15 protein-coding genes are annotated in these 16,236 nt (G+C 59.4%); 12 read left to right on the top strand and 3 right to left on the bottom strand.

The genetic code is table 11. The features are described 5' to 3' along the window. The first annotated feature begins 167 nt into the window (after nucleotides 1-167). Genes BCF11_RS20660 through BCF11_RS20670 form a run of 3 tightly spaced genes read left to right on the top strand, consistent with a single transcriptional unit; the run spans nucleotide 168 to nucleotide 4,007 of the window. Nucleotides 168-1,412, top strand: coding sequence for an SfnB family sulfur acquisition oxidoreductase (locus BCF11_RS20660; protein WP_098496408.1), 1,245 nt, complete (start codon nucleotides 168-170; stop codon nucleotides 1,410-1,412). A gap of 4 nt (nucleotides 1,413-1,416) precedes the next feature. Further along, nucleotides 1,417-2,622: an SfnB family sulfur acquisition oxidoreductase gene (locus BCF11_RS20665; RefSeq protein ID WP_098496409.1), complete on the top strand. Its 1,206-nt coding sequence runs from the start codon at nucleotides 1,417-1,419 to the stop codon at nucleotides 2,620-2,622. Between the two features lie 8 nt (nucleotides 2,623-2,630). Continuing rightward, nucleotides 2,631-4,007 (top strand): LLM class flavin-dependent oxidoreductase, encoded by a 1,377-nt coding sequence (locus tag BCF11_RS20670; RefSeq protein WP_098496410.1) that lies wholly within the window; start codon nucleotides 2,631-2,633, stop codon nucleotides 4,005-4,007. 7 nt (nucleotides 4,008-4,014) lie between these two features. On the opposite strand, the gene BCF11_RS28690 is transcribed toward BCF11_RS20670, so the two are convergent. The 3 genes from BCF11_RS28690 to BCF11_RS27695 form a co-directional block, all read right to left on the bottom strand. Then, nucleotides 4,015-4,314 carry a hypothetical protein gene (locus BCF11_RS28690; RefSeq protein ID WP_199110966.1) on the bottom strand — a complete coding sequence of 100 codons (300 nt, stop codon included), beginning with the start codon at nucleotides 4,312-4,314 and terminating at the stop codon, nucleotides 4,015-4,017. A 90-nt stretch (nucleotides 4,315-4,404) separates the two neighbouring features. Continuing rightward, the gene (locus tag BCF11_RS20680) at nucleotides 4,405-5,088 is read right to left on the bottom strand and encodes a phosphatase PAP2 family protein (RefSeq protein ID WP_158229240.1); all 684 of its coding nucleotides are present in this window, start codon (nucleotides 5,086-5,088) and stop codon (nucleotides 4,405-4,407) included. A gap of 990 nt (nucleotides 5,089-6,078) precedes the next feature. After that, nucleotides 6,079-6,279 carry a hypothetical protein gene (locus BCF11_RS27695; protein ID WP_143751393.1) on the bottom strand — a complete coding sequence of 67 codons (201 nt, stop codon included), beginning with the start codon at nucleotides 6,277-6,279 and terminating at the stop codon, nucleotides 6,079-6,081. Here BCF11_RS27695 and epsL point away from each other — a divergent pair. The 9 genes from epsL to BCF11_RS20725 all read left to right on the top strand — a co-directional run bounded on the left by epsL (nucleotide 6,273) and on the right by BCF11_RS20725 (nucleotide 16,234). Further along, nucleotides 6,273-7,529: an XrtB/PEP-CTERM-associated polysaccharide biosynthesis outer membrane protein EpsL gene (epsL, locus tag BCF11_RS20685; protein ID WP_233212565.1), complete on the top strand. Its 1,257-nt coding sequence runs from the start codon at nucleotides 6,273-6,275 to the stop codon at nucleotides 7,527-7,529. The two genes, BCF11_RS27695 and epsL, sit on opposite strands and share 7 nt — an antisense overlap. A 9-nt stretch (nucleotides 7,530-7,538) precedes the next feature. Next, complete coding sequence (locus BCF11_RS20690) at nucleotides 7,539-8,921, top strand: undecaprenyl-phosphate glucose phosphotransferase (RefSeq protein WP_098496412.1); 1,383 nt, start codon at nucleotides 7,539-7,541, stop codon at nucleotides 8,919-8,921. Nucleotides 8,922-9,016: 95 nt separating this feature from the next. Next, nucleotides 9,017-9,532 (top strand): hypothetical protein, encoded by a 516-nt coding sequence (locus tag BCF11_RS20695; protein WP_098496413.1) that lies wholly within the window; start codon nucleotides 9,017-9,019, stop codon nucleotides 9,530-9,532. Nucleotides 9,533-9,686: 154 nt separating this feature from the next. Beyond that, nucleotides 9,687-10,592: an EpsD family peptidyl-prolyl cis-trans isomerase gene (locus tag BCF11_RS20700; RefSeq protein ID WP_158229241.1), complete on the top strand. Its 906-nt coding sequence runs from the start codon at nucleotides 9,687-9,689 to the stop codon at nucleotides 10,590-10,592. A 52-nt stretch (nucleotides 10,593-10,644) separates the two neighbouring features. Beyond that, on the top strand, nucleotides 10,645-11,436 hold the full coding sequence (gene epsE / locus BCF11_RS20705; protein WP_233212566.1) for a polysaccharide export protein EpsE: 792 nt from the start codon (nucleotides 10,645-10,647) through the stop codon (nucleotides 11,434-11,436). A 76-nt stretch (nucleotides 11,437-11,512) separates the two neighbouring features. Further along, nucleotides 11,513-12,904, top strand: a complete 1,392-nt coding sequence (gene epsF, locus BCF11_RS20710; protein ID WP_098496416.1) for a chain length determinant protein EpsF — start codon at nucleotides 11,513-11,515, stop codon at nucleotides 12,902-12,904. Nucleotides 12,905-12,925: 21 nt separating this feature from the next. Beyond that, the gene (gene epsG, locus BCF11_RS20715; protein WP_098496417.1) at nucleotides 12,926-13,798 is read left to right on the top strand and encodes a chain length determinant protein tyrosine kinase EpsG; all 873 of its coding nucleotides are present in this window, start codon (nucleotides 12,926-12,928) and stop codon (nucleotides 13,796-13,798) included. A 17-nt stretch (nucleotides 13,799-13,815) separates the two neighbouring features. Next, a complete protein-coding gene (locus tag BCF11_RS20720) occupies nucleotides 13,816-15,123 on the top strand; it encodes a polysaccharide polymerase (protein ID WP_098496418.1) in 1,308 nt (435 codons plus the stop codon). Further along, nucleotides 15,113-16,234 carry a glycosyltransferase family 4 protein gene (locus BCF11_RS20725; protein ID WP_233212567.1) on the top strand — a complete coding sequence of 374 codons (1,122 nt, stop codon included), beginning with the start codon at nucleotides 15,113-15,115 and terminating at the stop codon, nucleotides 16,232-16,234. The genes BCF11_RS20720 and BCF11_RS20725 overlap by 11 nt, the downstream gene beginning before the upstream one ends. Nucleotides 16,235-16,236 lie beyond the last annotated feature (2 nt).

Here is a 16,236-nt window from a genome sequence, read left to right on the forward strand (position 1 = left end):
TTGCGCCGCATGCAATCAGCATCCGCTGAACGCCGGCAAAACAATTTCCGCATACTCTCACGCGTTTTTCTTATTGGACGCCTGCCTCCTCTGCGCGCTATCGTTTTCTCTTGGCAACCGACGGCAGCCACAAGCTGCCGCCAACTGCGCTACCAGAGAGGTGATTCATGTCGTCTATCGCGACAATTGCAACGGATGCAAGCCAGGCAGACCTGTTACCCCGGGTTTTGCCGGCCCACCGCATCAGCACGGACCAGGAAGCGCTGGACATCGCGCGCGAGATGGCCGCCGAGTTCCGCGTCGACGCCAGCGCGCGCGACCGCCAGCGCCGTCTGCCTTGGGCGGAAATCGAAAAATTCTCCGCCAGCGGACTGGGCGGCATCACGGTGCCGCGCGAGTTCGGCGGCGCCCAGGTTTCCTATCGCACCCTGGCTGAAGTGTTCCGCCTGCTGTGCGCCGCCGATCCGGCGCTGGGACAGATTCCGCAAAACCATTTCGGCATCCTCGGCGTGGTCGCGCACAGCGCCGACGCCGCGCAAAAGGCGCGCATCTACAGCGACGTCCTGAGCGGCCTGCGCATCGGCAACGCCGGACCGGAGCGCGGCACCAGGAATATCCTGGAGATGAAGGCGCGCCTGACTGAAACGCCGAACGGTTATCGCCTCAACGGCAAGAAATTCTATTCCACCGGCGCCTTGTTCGCACACTGGGTGCCGGTCAAGGCGCTCGACGAGCAGGGCCAGCCGGTGCTGGTGTTCGTCAAGCGCGGCACGCCCGGCCTCACCATCGTCGACGACTGGTCGGGGTTCGGCCAGCGCACCACCGCCAGCGGCACGGTGCTGCTGGAAAACCTGGCGGTGGCCGCGGAAAACGTGCTGCCGTTGCAGAAGCTGGCCGAGCAAGTCAGCATCCAGGGGCCGGCATCGCAACTGATCCAGGCCGCGATTGACGCCGGCATCGCCGCTGCCGCCATCGAAGACACCGTGCAATTTGTTCGCAGCCGCTCGCGGCCCTGGGCCGACAGCGGGGTGGAGCGCGCCAGCGACGATCCTTACGTCATCCGCGACATCGGCGACCTGAAGATCCGCCTACATGCGGCCAATGCACTGCTGGCCAAGGCCGCTGTCGCGCTGGACCAGATTTCAACTGTAGCGATCGACACCGATGCCTCCGCCCGCGCCTCGATTGCGGTCGCCAAAGCCAAGGTGATGACCACCGAGATAGCCCTGCTCGCCAGCGAAAAGCTGTTCGAGCTGGCCGGTTCGGCATCGACCCTGGCGGAACATAACCTGGACCGCCACTGGCGCAACGCCCGCACCCATACTTTGCACGATCCGGTGCGCTGGAAGCTGCACGCCATCGGCAATTACCTGCTGAACGGCATCGCACCCGCACGGCATTCCTGGAACTGACGCCATGACGACTTCTATCAACGCCGCCGGTCCGGTGGTGCGCATTCTCGACGATATCCAAGCCATTGCGGCAGCGCGTGCGCTGGCCGCTTCATTCACGCGCGAAGCAAGCCGGCGCGATAGCGAGCGGCGGCTGCCACTACATGAACTGGAGCAGTTTTCCCGTTCCGGCCTGTGGGGGATTTCCGTGCCGCGCGCTTATGGCGGCGCCGGCGTCTCGCATGTCACCTTGGCCGAGGTGATCGCCACTATTGCCGCGGCCGATGGCTCGCTCGGGCAAATCCCGCAAAACCACTTCTATGCGGTCGAGATCTTGCGGGTCAACGGCAGCGAAGCGCAAAAGCGCTATTACTTCGAACGTATCCTGGCCGGCGAGCGTTTCGGCAACGCCCTGGCGGAACTCGGCACGCGTACTTCGCAGGAGCGGCGTACCCGGCTGAGCAAGGATGGCGACGGTTTCCGCATCAATGGCCGTAAATTCTATGCCACCGGGGCGCTGTATGCGCACCGGATTCCGGTCTCGGTGATCGACGACGACGGCGTCCAGCAACTGGCCATCGTCAAGCGCGACACCGAGGGCGTCAAGGTGATCGACGACTGGTCCGGTTTCGGCCAGCGTACTACCGGCAGCGGTTCCGTCGTGTTCGACAATGTCTGGGTAACGGTGGAAGAAGTGCTGCCGTTCCAGAGCGCCTTCGAGCGGCCGACTTCGCTGGGTCCGGTGGCGCAGCTGCTGCATGCGGCGATCGACACCGGCATCGCCCGCGCCGCCTTGCATGACGCCGCGGTATTCGTGCGGACCCGTTCGCGCGCCTGGATCGACAGCAAGGTCGAGCGCGCCATCGACGATCCGCTGACGGTGCGCGAGTTCGGCGACCTGGCGGTGCGGCTGGCCGGTGCGGAAGCGTTGCTGGAGCTGGCCGGCGCGGCGGTCGATGCCGCCGCCTGGGATCCGACCGTGGCATCGGTGGCGGCAGCTTCGATTGCAGTGGCGGAAGCGCGCGTACTGAGCACGGAAATATCGCTGGCCGCTGGCAGCAAGCTGTTCGAGCTGGCCGGCACGCAAGCCACGCTGGCGGAGCACAACCTCGACCGCCACTGGCGCAACGCCCGCACCCACACGCTGCACGATCCGGTGCGCTGGAAGTATCACGCGGTCGGCAACTACTATCTCAACGAAAAAAATCCGCCGCGCCACGGCGCCATCTGAACCAACCTATGCCGAAGAAGCAAATCCGCCTGAACGCCTTCAACATGAATTGCGTCGGGCACATCAACCATGGCTTGTGGACGCATCCGCGCGACCGTTCCACCGAATACACCAGCCTCGAATACTGGACCGAACAGGCCAGGCTGCTGGAACGCGGCAAGTTCGACGGCCTGTTCCTGGCCGATATCGTCGGCGTCTACGATGTCTACCAGGGCTCGGCCGACCTCACCGTGCGCGAAGCTATCCAGCTGCCGGTCAACGATCCCTTGCTGCTGGTGTCGGCCATGGCCGCCGTCACCAAACATCTGGGCTTCGGCGTCACCGTCAACCTGACCTATGAAGCGCCGTATCTGTTCGCGCGCCGCATGTCGACCCTCGATCACCTGACCCGTGGCCGCATCGGCTGGAATATCGTCACCGGTTACCTCGATAGCGCGGCGCGCGCCATGGGGCTGAGCGAGCAGTCGGAACACGATGCCCGTTATGAACGGGCGGAAGAATTCATGCAGGTGCTGTACCAGCTGTGGGAAGGCAGTTGGGAAGAGGGCGCCGTGCTGCGCGACCGCCAGCGCCGTGTTTTCGCCGATCCGGCCAAGGTGCACCGCATCAGCCATCGTGGCGAGCATTACCAGGTGGATGGCTATCACCTCAGCGAACCATCGCCGCAACGCACTCCGGTGCTGTACCAGGCCGGCGCCTCCGATCGCGGCCAGCAGTTTGCCGCGGCACATGCCGAATGCGTCTTCATCTCCAGCCAGAAACCGGAGGCGGCGCGCAAGCTGGTGAGCGACCTGCGCGACCAGGCAGAGAGGGCTGGCCGCCAGCGCGGCGACCTGAAAATCTTCATGGGCATCTCGGTCGTCGTTGCGCCGAGCGCCGCCGAGGCGCAAGAAAAATATGCCGAGTACTGCCGTTACGCCAATCCAGAAGCCGGCCTGGCCCACTTCGCCGCCGGCACCGGCTTCGATTTTTCCAAGTACGGCATCGACGACGCCATCAAGCCGGCCAACAGCAACGCCATCCAGTCCTCCGCCAAGGCAGTGACAGCCGCCGATGCCGGCTGGACCGTGCGCAAGCTGCTGGACCAGCTGGCGCTGGGCGGGCGCTATGTGACCATCGTCGGCTCGCCGCAGCAGGTGGCGGATCAGCTGGAAGCCTGGGTCAGGGATACCGATATCGACGGTTTCAACCTGACGCGCACGGTGGCGCCGGAAAGTTTCGAGGATTTCGTCGACCTGGTGGTCCCTGAATTGCAGGCGCGCGGTTCTTACAAGCTGGATTACGAAGAGGGGACTTTGCGCGAGAAATTGTTTGAGGCCGGGCAGCCAACCTTGCCCGGCAGGCATCCGGCAGCAGGCTACCGGCAGGCGGTCCGCTGCGATTGATACTTTCCTAAATCATGACAAGTCTTGTTTGTCGATCATGCTCGCAGGGTCGGCAGCTGTGCCCGTGCCTGACCTGAGCGCGCGGCGAAGAAAAACCAATCAGGCCTTGTGTTTTTACCCAGGCAAGATAGCAGTCGATCCAGTCCTGCAGGAACTTCTTGCTGCCCGCGCCGATATTGCAGGCCTCGTCGAACAAGCCATCCTTGGCCGGGATGAGCGCTACTTCATCTAGAAAATGGTTCATTGTCTTTGCACTGCCTTCTCTGTTAGCTGGCGTACAGACCGAGGCAGAATTACGCAATAACATGGCCATTCCCCCAAGGAAATTCCTCGCGCACGATCATTGATGCAGCGCTTGCCCAATGCGCGGAGTGGAATATCAGGTGGCCGGATAACCCTATTTTGGAAAGTATTTCACTATGCCCTCGAGAAGAAGGCGGATGTCGCCGAACAGCGTGCCTATTTCAACGCTGATGATGAACAAGGCGGTCTGGAAGGCCGCCGGATATTTGTCCAGCAGCATGGTGCTGTGCTTGTCATATAAGGCGATGACGCTGCTGCGATTGGACAGCGCTACGCAGGCTATTCCCAGGATGCCGCCGGCAATGATGTCGGTAGGGTAGTGCAAGCCAAGATATACACGAGGCAATGCGATGAAGAGCAGGACATACAGGTAGACCAACAGGCCTGCCTTTCTTGAGATCAGGAAAATTCCCGTAGCCAGGCTGAAGAACAAGGCGGCGTGGTCGCTGGGAAAGGAGCTCCATATGTACAAAGCCTGGCTTTCCGGCAGCGGTAAGCCGACGTATTGGTGATTGGAGAGCGCGATGCTGGCGAAAGGACGCGGCTGGTAAGGGCCGATGTTGTTCGCGACCCTGGCGATCAGCACGGCCAGCACGCAGCCCAGCAAGGTGGCGATGATGATGCGCCTGCTGCCTGATTTCGGATCCGTATCCCTGAACCAGAAGTACCAAAGCATGCCCATGATCGGCAAGCCCTTGAACAAATTGGAGCCTGAAATGTAGTGAACGATCTGGTTGAAAGGAGCCGACGCGGCCGTGAATTGAGATATCCAGTTCATCACCGCAAGGTCCGCGTAATTGTGCCACATCATCTCCTGCCTTTCTTTTGAGTAATTAATTTAGTTATCCGGTTCTATGTTTGGAAGGTAGCTGATTTTAATGAATATATGATTTATATGATTTATTCCGTTCTCTTGATTTAATCCGTGGCATTGATTTGTGTAAAGTACTTTTTAAGATTTATTTGCTGCTTCGCACAATCAATTGTTTCCTTGCGAAAACCAATGTCTGGTTAGCAGCGCCGGAGTTTTTTCGAAGGTCAAAAATAACTCGCGATAATTTTTCCGCGACATGGAAATTTACGCTCTGGCGACATATTATGGACATGCGTTAATCGCTTGAGAAGCTTATATTTAATGCGTTTTGAGGCATTTTAATAAAAATTTGTCGGATTGGAAATTTGATGTTTTTATGTATTTTTAAACAGTCAACGAAGTAGTTGTCAACGTGAGAACTGATAAAAAGTAAGATGTAACAAATCGTTTCAATGACGAACTAAGTTTCTAAGACGGGGGTCATTATGTTGTCCTGCAACATGTATTCGCAATGCGATTATTTCAAAAATGCAGATCGAAACCTGACGTTCTCAGATCGTAAGAAACTGACGTTGGTGCCAACTTTATTCAAATTACAGTATGAGCCGCAGCTGGCTCCATAAGTATCTTGTTAAGGGGAATATCATGCGAAAAACCGCTCACCATTTTTGTAAGAATGCCACTCACCCTGGATTGCTTGCAGCCGATGCACAAGATGTAAAGCGTTCCCTGAAAATCGATGTCCGTATGTCAAGTATCGTGCGCAAGCGCCTGTACGGCATTTCCTGTTTTTCCTTCCGCCCACTCTTGTTTCATTCCCTATCACAGTTGCCGTCAGCAGCCTGATGGCAAGCAGCATTGTTGTCTGTCGCACAGTTTCAGTTTTCCGTAACTGATGACCAGGCCGGAATTCCGCCCGCAAGCAGGGCGATAGATCCGGTTTCTTCGAAAGACTCAATCTTTGATCGCTTGATGGTTTTCCAAAAACAGCGAATCGATCCATAGGTGGGAAATTCCGCCGCGCCATTTGCCTGGTAAAAAAATATCAATATCAAGCCAGCCTGGATCGATGCATTTATGACGCAGCTGCTGCGTTAGAGAGGTGTGTAATGAACAGGCGCTCAAAATCCTGTAGCGAGTTTTACCGTATGCCATGGCAGATCGTTTTTCTGATACCGATATGCTCTTGTGCCGCAGTCGCAACCCAGGCCAGCGCCACTGACCTGGTGCCAACCGATATCATGCCGCCCGCCGACATCATCCAGCCGCCGGCGGATGCGGTCACACCCTACGCCGGTTACAGCATCGGCTACGACAGCAATCTGCTGAGGCTGCAGAATTCGGCGGCGGCGCAGGCGATGGGAATAGGCAGCGATCTGTCCGACACCACGCAACGTTATCTGTTCGGGCTGGCGGTGGACAAGACGCTCAGCCGGCAGCACCTGACGGCGAACCTGAACGTTGCCAAGGTTGATTACAACCACTTCGACCAGCTCAATCACCTCGACAAGAATCTCGCCGCAAACTGGAACTGGCATGCAGGCGACCATTTCGAAGGCAATATCGGCGCCAATTATTCGGAAGGACTGACGCCGTTCATCGACTTCCATCTGCTGGAGCGAAATATACGTACGCAGGAAAAAGTCTACGCCGACGGTTCCTGGCTGTTCCATCCGAGCTGGCGCGTGCGCGGCGGCCTGGAGTACAGCAAATTGAAATACGACCTGGCGTCGCAGCAGCCTGCCGCCAACAACCAGAACCGGACCGAACTCGGCTTGGATTATCTGGCCGCCAGCGGCAGCACGATCGGCCTCCAGCTGCGCCATACGCATGCCGATTTCCCCAATCCTGAGCTGGACAACGGCTTGCTGGTGTTCAACGGCTATAACCAGGATGAAGTGAAAGCCAAGATAGACTGGCTGCTGAGCGGCAAGACGCAGTTGCACTTCCTTGGCGGCTGGGTCAGCCGCAAGCAGGATGCGCTTCCAGTCAGGAATTTCAGCGGCGTCAACACGCGTCTCTCCGCCGACTGGTCGCCGACCGGCAAGATTCAGCTCTCGGTCGCCGGCTGGCGCGAGATAGGCGCGGTGGACGATCTCTCCACCGTCTATTCCCTGAACCATGGCGCCAGCCTGGGGTCGACCTGGCAGTATTCGGAAAAAATCCAGCTGGTGGCGCAGTACAAGTATCAAAAAAGAGATTTCGGACCATCCTCCGGATCCGGCACCTTCGGTTCCATCAATCAAAACGATGTATTGCGCGATGCCGCGCTGAGCGTGGTCTACAACCCGACCTTGCGCTGGCGCGTCCAGCTGTCCGGCACCCGCAGCACGCAGACCTTGAGAAATGCGCCAGGCGGTTTTGTCAGCAACGGCGTGATGCTCAATACGCGCTATGCATTCTAGAGGTGGGAAATGACTGAGAACGACATCCCGCTGGTTTCGTTTTTCAAGCGCCTGCTTGATCCGGCCATCATCCTTGGCTCGCTGTACCTGATCGTGCTGACGCAGAATGAAATATTCACCGGCGACTACCTGCTGCTGATGATCATCGCCTTCTTCATCTCTTCCTATGTCTACGAACAGATCGACCTCTACCGCACCCTGCATATAGGCAAGCAGCTAGCGTATGCCGGCGATATTTTCATGGGCTGGGCGGCCACCGTCGTCGTCCTGGTCCTGATCGGGCAGGGAACCGGGTTGCGCTACGAGTTTTCCGAGCGTGTCATCCTGGCCTGGTTTTTGCTGGCGCCGTTCGCATTGCTGCTGAGCCGCCTGACGGCGCATATGCTGGCCTTCCATTTCGGCAAGGAGCTGAAGCTGCGTTCGGCGATCATCGTCGGTTCCAACGATCCGATCGACGATGTGCTCAAGTGCCTGGCCTCAGGCAGCAATGCCGGCATCGACATGCGCGGCTTCTTCGACGATCGCAACCAGGCCGCCCGCCCGTCCGGGATGAGCTGCCCGCATCTCGGCGCCATCGCAGACGTCGGCGCTTATGTGCGCGCCCACAAGATACGCACCATATTCATCTGCCTGCCGATGTCGGCGCAGCCACGGGTGCTGGCTCTGATGGAGGAGTTGCGCGATACCACGGCGTCGGTCTATTTCGTACCCGATATCTATACCTTCGGCCTGATACAGGCCCGGCTCGACCACATCGCAGGGATTCCGGTCATCGGCATCTGCGAGACCCCTTTCATCGGCTTGCGCGGTGTCTTGAAGCGCGGCAGCGACATAGTCCTGGCGCTGCTGATCCAGATCATGCTGCTGCCCATCATGCTCGCCATTGCGATCGGGGTAAAACTTTCTTCACCCGGACGCATCATTTTTGCGCAACGCCGCTACGGCTTGAACGGTGAAGAAATCATCGTCTATAAGTTTCGTTCGATGACAGTTGCCGAAGACGGCGCGGTAGTCGACCAGGCCAAGAAGAACGATGCCCGCGTGACGCGCTTCGGCGGCTTCCTGCGGCGCACATCGCTGGATGAATTGCCGCAGTTCTTCAATGTACTGCAGGGCCGCATGAGCATCGTCGGCCCGCGTCCGCATGCCGTCGCCCACAACGAAATGTATCGCAAGCTGATCAAGGGTTACATGCTGCGGCACAAGGTCAAGCCGGGCATCACCGGCTGGGCGCAGGTGAACGGCTACCGCGGCGAAACCGACACGCTGGACAAAATGCGCTCGCGGATCGAGTTCGACCTGGAATACCTGCGCAACTGGTCGCTGGCGCTGGACCTGTGGATCATCGTGCGCACGGTCAAAGAGGTATTGAAGAAGGATAGTGCTTACTAGGTGTATCAGGCTGTGCGCCACACGGAAGGAATCATTTTCCGCTTTCCCGAATCAGGAAATTGAAGAAATACGTTGGACTTTGTCAGGAGAGAATCATGAAGAAAATTGTGCTATCGATGAGCTTGCTGCTGGCTGCCTATTGCGGCCCGCTGATGGCCGCGGCCCCGGTTTTTCAGTTGAACGGGCAACAGCAAGAGGCTGGAAATTCGTCGGCAGTGTATGCCTATCAAGCGCAAACCGAGGCCGCCAGTTCTGCTTCTGCGATCGCTGAAATGGTGGCGCCGGAGCCCGCCGCAGCGGCCAGGGAGGATGCATTTTCTGCACAGGGCGGTCGCGCCCGGTCCGCCGCCGGCATCGTTCCCGTGGCTTTTTCCAGCACTCCCAAGCTGGTCCAGGCTCCCAGGAAGGCGGTGGCCGGCATGAATGCGTCGGACGACCTGCTGTTTTATTTCCTCAAGGACTTCAGGGCAAAGCCGCCGCAGAAGCCGGCGCGCTGGGCCATGCTTTTAATCGCATTCAGCTTCCTGTTGTACCAGCTGCGCCGCCGCCCCATGCGCACCTCCATCGGTTTCGGTTCGGCGTCACGGCTGGCCGGGCAACATGCAGTCTGATCCAAACCGCCACCGGTGCAGCGGCCGCAGCCACGCCGCCGGGAATTGTCTTGTTAACAGGAGTCGGAGGAGTCGGATCTTGAGGTGTTCTGAACGTATCGGTAGTAAGTCTCTCGTCAATAAGGTGCTAGGCGTGAAAGGAATAGGCATTCTGATGCTGCTTACCGCAATAAATTTGTCTGGCTGCGACGATCAGAAAAAGAAAGGCGGCCAGGTAGTGGCCAGGATCAACGGCGAAGAGATCACCGCGCCGCAGCTCGAGGCCGAACTGCGCTACGCCAGCAGGCTGCAGGAGGATGGCGCCGCGCCGCGGCAAGCCATGCGCGAACAAGCCATGGAAGCCTTGATCGACCGCCAGCTGTTGCTGGATGAAGCCTTGCGCAACAAGATCGACCGCGACCCGGCATTGCGACAGATTATCGAACGTTTCAAGACCCAGGCCATTGTGCAGGCTTACCTCGAATCCAGGGCGGGCAACCAGGAGCAGCCTGGCAAGGCGGAAGTCGAAGGTTATTTTCAGGCGCATCCGGAGATGTTTGCCCATCGCAAGATGTTTGAGGTCGAACAGCTGATCATTGCCGACCGCGACTTCAGCGCGCCGCTGAAAGCCATGATGGATTCGTCGAAGTCGCTCAGCCAGGTGGCTGCATGGCTGCGGCAAAACAAGATCGCGCATGCGCAAAGACAATATTCCTACAGCAGCGCAGAGCTGCCGGCAGAAATAGGCAGCAAGCTGCAGGCGCTGGGCAGGAGCCGCCTGTTTGTCATGAAGGACGGGCAACGCGATTTATTGTGCGTCCTGACCGAACTGCGGGATAGCCCGGTTGCGCCGGACGTCGCCCGGCCGCAGATTGAGCGTTACCTGATGAACAAGAAGATGCAGGAAATTGCCACTTCGGAAATCACCCGCTTGCGTTCGGCGGCCAGGCTTGAGTACATGGAGAAGCCGGCTAACAGCATCGATAGCAAGGGCCTGCCGGTGGCGGCGACGTCACCAGGCAAGCAGCAGGCCGAGGTGCGCAAGAGCATGGAAGTGTCTGGTGTGGCGGGGCTCAAATGAACAGTCTGACGCTGCCTGCCGGAATCAACAATAAATGAATGGGATGGCCATCATGATAAGACGAATTTACCTGTGTTTGCTGGCGCTTCTGATGGCGCTTTCGATCAATTCCGCCAACGCGGCGGATACGCCGATCGGTCCCGGCGACGGCTTGAAGATTTCGGTGTTCGGCAATCCCGACCTGAGCCTGGAAACCAAGGTCAGCGATGCCGGCAACATCACGTTTCCGCTGATAGGTGCGGTTGGCATCGGCGGCTTGTCGGCCGCCGAGGCTGAGAAAAAAATCTCCGGCATGCTGATCGAGGGTGGCTTCCTGCGCAAGGCGGAAGTGAATATCACGGTGACCGAGCTGCAGAGCCAGCAGGTGTCGATACTCGGCCAGGTGCTGCATCCGGGCCGCTATGCGATTGCCGGCAAGCGCAGCGTGACCGACATGCTGGCGATGGCTGGCGGCGTCGGTCCTGAGGGCGGCGATACCGCTGTGGTGGTCCGCACCCGCAGCGGCAAGACTAGCAAGCAGGTGGTCAATCTGCAGGACATGATACAGGCGGCGGACATGAAAGCGAACCTGGACCTGGTCAACGGCGACATGATCTATGTCGACCGCGCGCCCAAATTCTATATCTATGGCGAAGTGCAGCATCCCGGCGGCTACCGGCTGGAACGCAACATGACTATCGCCCAGGCTTTGTCGATCGGGGGCGGCTTGACGCCGCGCGGCACCGAGCGTGGCGTGCGCATCAAGCGGCGCGACAGCAAGGGCAATTTCCTGATGATAGACGCCACGCGCGACGAAATATTGCAGACGGACGATGTCGTGTATGTGAAAGAGAGCCTGTTTTGATGCTTATTCCGATCCGTATTTTGATCCGCATTTGGAGCCATTGCCATTTTCAGGCCGCTACTAGAGAGGAGCTCTCATGACTTTCCCACAGCTTCTAAGCATCCTGCGCGCACGCTACTGGGTGATCCTGCTGACCTTGCTGATCGCGGTGGCGGCGACTGCCGCGGTCAGCTTCGCCTTGCCCAGGATCTACCGGACATCGGCGACGCTGCTGCTTAACTACAAGGGCACCGACCCGGTGTCCGGCCATGTGCTGCCGGCGCAGCTGGTGTCCGGTTATATCGCCACCCAGGTCGATATCGTCGGCAGCAGAGGCGTGGCTTTGAAGGCGGTCGACATGCTTGGCCTGGCCGACAATCCGGTCACCCAGCAGCGCTTCAGGCAGCTGGCCAACGGCAAGGGTTCGATCCGCGAGTGGCTGGCTGATTCTCTGTTGAAGATGATCGAAGTAGCGCCTTCGCGCGAGAGCAGCATGATAGAAATCACCGCCAAGGGCAGCGATCCGGCATTTGCGGCGCAGGTGGCGAACGGCATCGCAGCCGCTTACCAGCAGCTCAACCTGCAGATCAAGGTCGAGCCTTTGCAGCAGGCTGCCAAATATTTCACGCAGCAGACCAAGGCCTTGCGCGTCGAACTGGAACAAGCCCAGGACAAGATGTCGCGCTATCAGCAAGAGCATGGCCTGGTCAGTGCCGACAGTCACCTGGACGTCGAGACCACGCGCCTCAATGAATTGTCGAGCCAGCTGGTGCTGGCGCAAGGGCAGGGGGCGGAAGCCTCGTCGCGCGGCAGCCAGGCGATGGGCAGCGGCGGCCGCGATTCGCCGGACGTGATTTCGAACGTACTGGTGCAGAACCTGAAAGCGTCGCTGGCGACGGCAGAAGGGAAATTCGCCTTGCTGTCGCAGAACCTGGACCGCAACCACCCGCAGTACCAGGCTGCCAAGGCAGAGGTCGACCAGTTGCGCTCCGCACTCAACAGCAGCATCGGCGCCACCAATGCCGGCGCCGCCAACAATGCCCGCATCCAGCGCCAGCGCGCGGCCGAAATCCGCGCCGCATTGTCGGCGCAAACCGCCAAGGTGCTGCAGCTCAACCGCGCCCGCGACGAACTGTCGGTGCTGGCCAAGGATGTCGAGAGTGCGCAGCATGCCTACGACGCCGCCGCCCAGCGCCTGAGCCAGACCGAACTGGAAGGGCAGTCGAACCAGTCCGATGTCTCGGTGCTGAGCCCGGCCACCGTGCCGAGCCGTCCCGCCAGTCCCAATGTTCCGCTCAACATGGTGCTGTCGCTGCTGTTCGGCAGCATGCTTGGACTGGCCCTGGCGGTGCTGGCGGAAATGGCGAACCGCCGCATCAGGAGCGGCAGCGACCTGCTCAACGTGCTGGACGCACCGCTGCTGGGCACCATCGTCTGGCGCAAGCCGGCACGCAGGATCGCATTGCCTCAGCTGTTTTTATCGCGATGATCGCCGGAAAGGTGAAACAAAATGAATAAACCAGTCAGTCCACTCTTCGGCAGCACAATGGCGTCCCGCAAGGACGGCAATATGGGCCACATGCTGGTAGAACAAGGGAAACTCACGCTGGAACAGGCCGAACGCGTAAGGCGCCTGCAGCAGGAACAAGGGCTGCGTTTCGGCGAAGCGGCGCAACAGCTGGGCCTGATCAGCGAACTGGATATCCAGCAAGTGCTGTCGCGCCAGTTCGACTATCCCTATCAGGAAAGCCCCGGAAACTATCCGGCGGCCCTGGTCGCCGCCTACCAGCCCTTCAGCGCGGAAGTCGAAATGCTGCGTTCGGTGCGCAGCCAGTTGATGCTGCGCTGGTTTACCGGGGCGCGCAAGACACTGGCTATCGCCAGCGTCAATGCCGGCGACGGCACCAGCCTGCTGACGGCCAACCTGGCCATCGTGTTTTCGCAGCTGGGCATGCAGACTCTGCTGGTGGACGCCAATTTACGCAAGCCGCGCCAGCACCGGATATTCAACCTGGCCGCCGGCCATGGGCTGGCCGACGTGCTGGCTGGACGCTCCGGCCTGGAGCCGCTCGCGGTCGCCGAGTCGTTCGCCGACCTGTCGCTGCTGCCGGCCGGAGCGACGGTGCCGAATCCTCAGGAATTGATCAATCGCTCCAGCTTCAACGCCTTGAACCAGACCTTGCGCAGCCGTTTCGACGTCATCCTGTATGACACGCCGGCCTGTTCCAGCGCAGCCGACGTTCTGACCATCGCCGCCCGCGCCGGCGGCGTGCTGCTGGTGGTGCGCAAAGACCATACCCGGACGGCCGATCTCAGCGCTTTCAGCGACCAGCTGCGCCGCAGCGGCACGGAAGTGGTCGGTTCGGTGCTGGTCAGTTTTTAATAGAGGGAAGCAAACGCATGCAAGGTTTTGCCAACATCAGGGATTTCTTTTTTCCGCGTTCGGCCGGCTTGTCGCTGCCGGCCGAACGGCTGACGTGGTGGATACTCATCGCGGCGCTGCTGTACCAGGCGGCGCTGTGCGCCATCCATACCAATGTCCACGCCATTTCCACCGCCGGCGTGGTGTTTGCGGAATTTGTCATCTACCTGTCATGCATGGTGGTGCTGAGCAAGAACATTCGGCTGGAACTGGTCGCCGTCGCCGCCCTGACGGCGGCCTATCTGTTCCTGCTGGCGATCATGCGCAACCAGCTCGATCCGAAAGGATTCCGGGATGTGATGATTCCCATCCTGTTCTACGGGCTCGGGCGGCAGATCGGCGATATACGGTATGCCGACCGTGTCCTCAAGCTGGCAGTGCTGCTGGTGCTGGCATTCGGCTTCCTTGAATGGTTTTTCCTGGATTTTTATTCGCGCATCTTCAATATTTTTTCCTATTACGTCAACCAGGGCGGCCTGGCCGCCGGCTCCAACTGGGCAAAGGACAGCGTGCTGGGGCTGAACGGCATACGGCCGGAGGGAATCGGCCGCACCATATTGCCGGCGCTGCTCGGCAGCCACCGCATATCCTCGATTTTCCTGGAGCCGGTTTCGCTTGGAAATTTTGCCGTGATCATTGCGGCCTGGGGCCTGGCGAAACGGCGTGAAGAAATCAAGGAGACGATTTTTTTCCTGCTGGCCGCCGCCGTCATGATTGTCATGAGCGACTCGCGTTACGGCATGATCACAGTCGCGGTGCTGATCGCGCTGCGCTGTTCGCCCCTGGCCAGGAGCCGCAACACCTGGCTGATCGTGCTGCCCTTGCTGAGCGCGCTGATGCTGCTGCTGATAGGCGCTTTCTTCGATGGCAGTTATAGCGACAGTTTCCTGGGCCGGCTATATGTGAGCGGCCGTACGCTGCTCAACCTGAATGTCGGCATGCTGCTCGGCCTGGACGGCTACAACACCAATTTCGGCGACATGGGCTATCCCTCTTTGCTGACGCGGCTTGGGCTGCCGCTGTGTTTCCTGCTTTGGTGTCCGTTCTGGATGCTCAAGATGGAGGACCAGCGGGGGGACCGTTTCCGCACCTACATCACACTGTACATCTCACTGATCCTCTGTGTCAGCGGCACTTCGCTGTTTGCCTTGAAGACCGCCGGCATCCTCTGGTTCCTGGTCGGCTGCACCGCAGGCAAGGCGGCCGCTTTTTCCTCTTCCTCATCCCCGGCTGGTGCGGCAACGCGGCCGGCGGATAAAACAAAGGAGCAAAAAAATGCCTATTAAAGTCGTGCACATCGTGCGCCAGTATTCTCCCTCCATCGGCGGCATGGAAGACGTGGTGCAGAATATCGCCAGGCAGCAGCGCGATCACCACGGCCAGCTGCCGAAAGTGGTCACGCTCAACCGCTTGTTCAGGAATTCAGCCGAATTCCTCAGCGCCGAAGCCATGGTCAACGGTGTCGCCGTGGTGCGCCTGCCGTTCCACGGCAGCAGCAGATATCCGGTGTGCCCAAGCGTGCTGGAACACGTTGCCGATGCCGACGTGATCCATGTGCACGGCATCGACTTCTTTTTCGATTACCTGGCGCTGACCCGGCCCCTGCACAGGCGGCCGCTGGTGGCCTCGACCCATGGCGGATTCTTCCACACCAGGTTCGCCTCCAGGCTCAAGAAAATCTATTTCAACACGGTCACGCGCGCATCATCCATGGCCTACGACAAGATCATCGCTACCAGCGACAACGACGGCGACATGTTTTCCGGGATCGTCAAGCCGCCCAAGCTGGCCGTGATCGAAAACGGCGTCAATGTCGAAAAATACAGCGGCCAGTCGGCGCTCGCGCCGACACGGACATTGATCTATTTCGGCCGCTGGTCGATCAACAAAGGCCTGCTCGAGACACTGGCTCTGTTCCAGCAACTCGCGCGGCGCCAGCCTGGCTGGAAACTGATCATCGCCGGCCGCGAATATGACCACAGCGCGGAAGAATTGCAGGCATGGGCAAAGCGGGAGCAGCTGGCGGACGCGGTGCAGATCGTTGCCAATCCGTCCGATCATGAACTGGCGGCGCTGATAGCGCAATCCAGCTATTTCATCTGCCTGTCCAGGCATGAAGGCTTCGGTATCGCACCGATCGAGGCGATGAGCGCCGGCTTGACGCCGGTCTTGAGCGATATTCCGCCATTCCGCAACCTGCTGGAACAATCCGGAGCAGGCTTGCTGCTGTCAGCGCAAAACCAGGAACAAAACATAAGGCGTTTGCTGGCCCTGCACCAAGAGACGCAGATGGATTACCTGCAGCGGCGAGCGCAGATGCAACAGTTCGTGGAACGCTACAACTGGCGGCACATCGCGGAAAAATATATCGACGTATACAAGGAGCTGGTGCGTTGAGG

Origin of the sequence: Collimonas sp. PA-H2 (assembly GCF_002564105.1) — a bacterium.
GTDB lineage: Bacteria > Pseudomonadota > Gammaproteobacteria > Burkholderiales > Burkholderiaceae_D > Collimonas.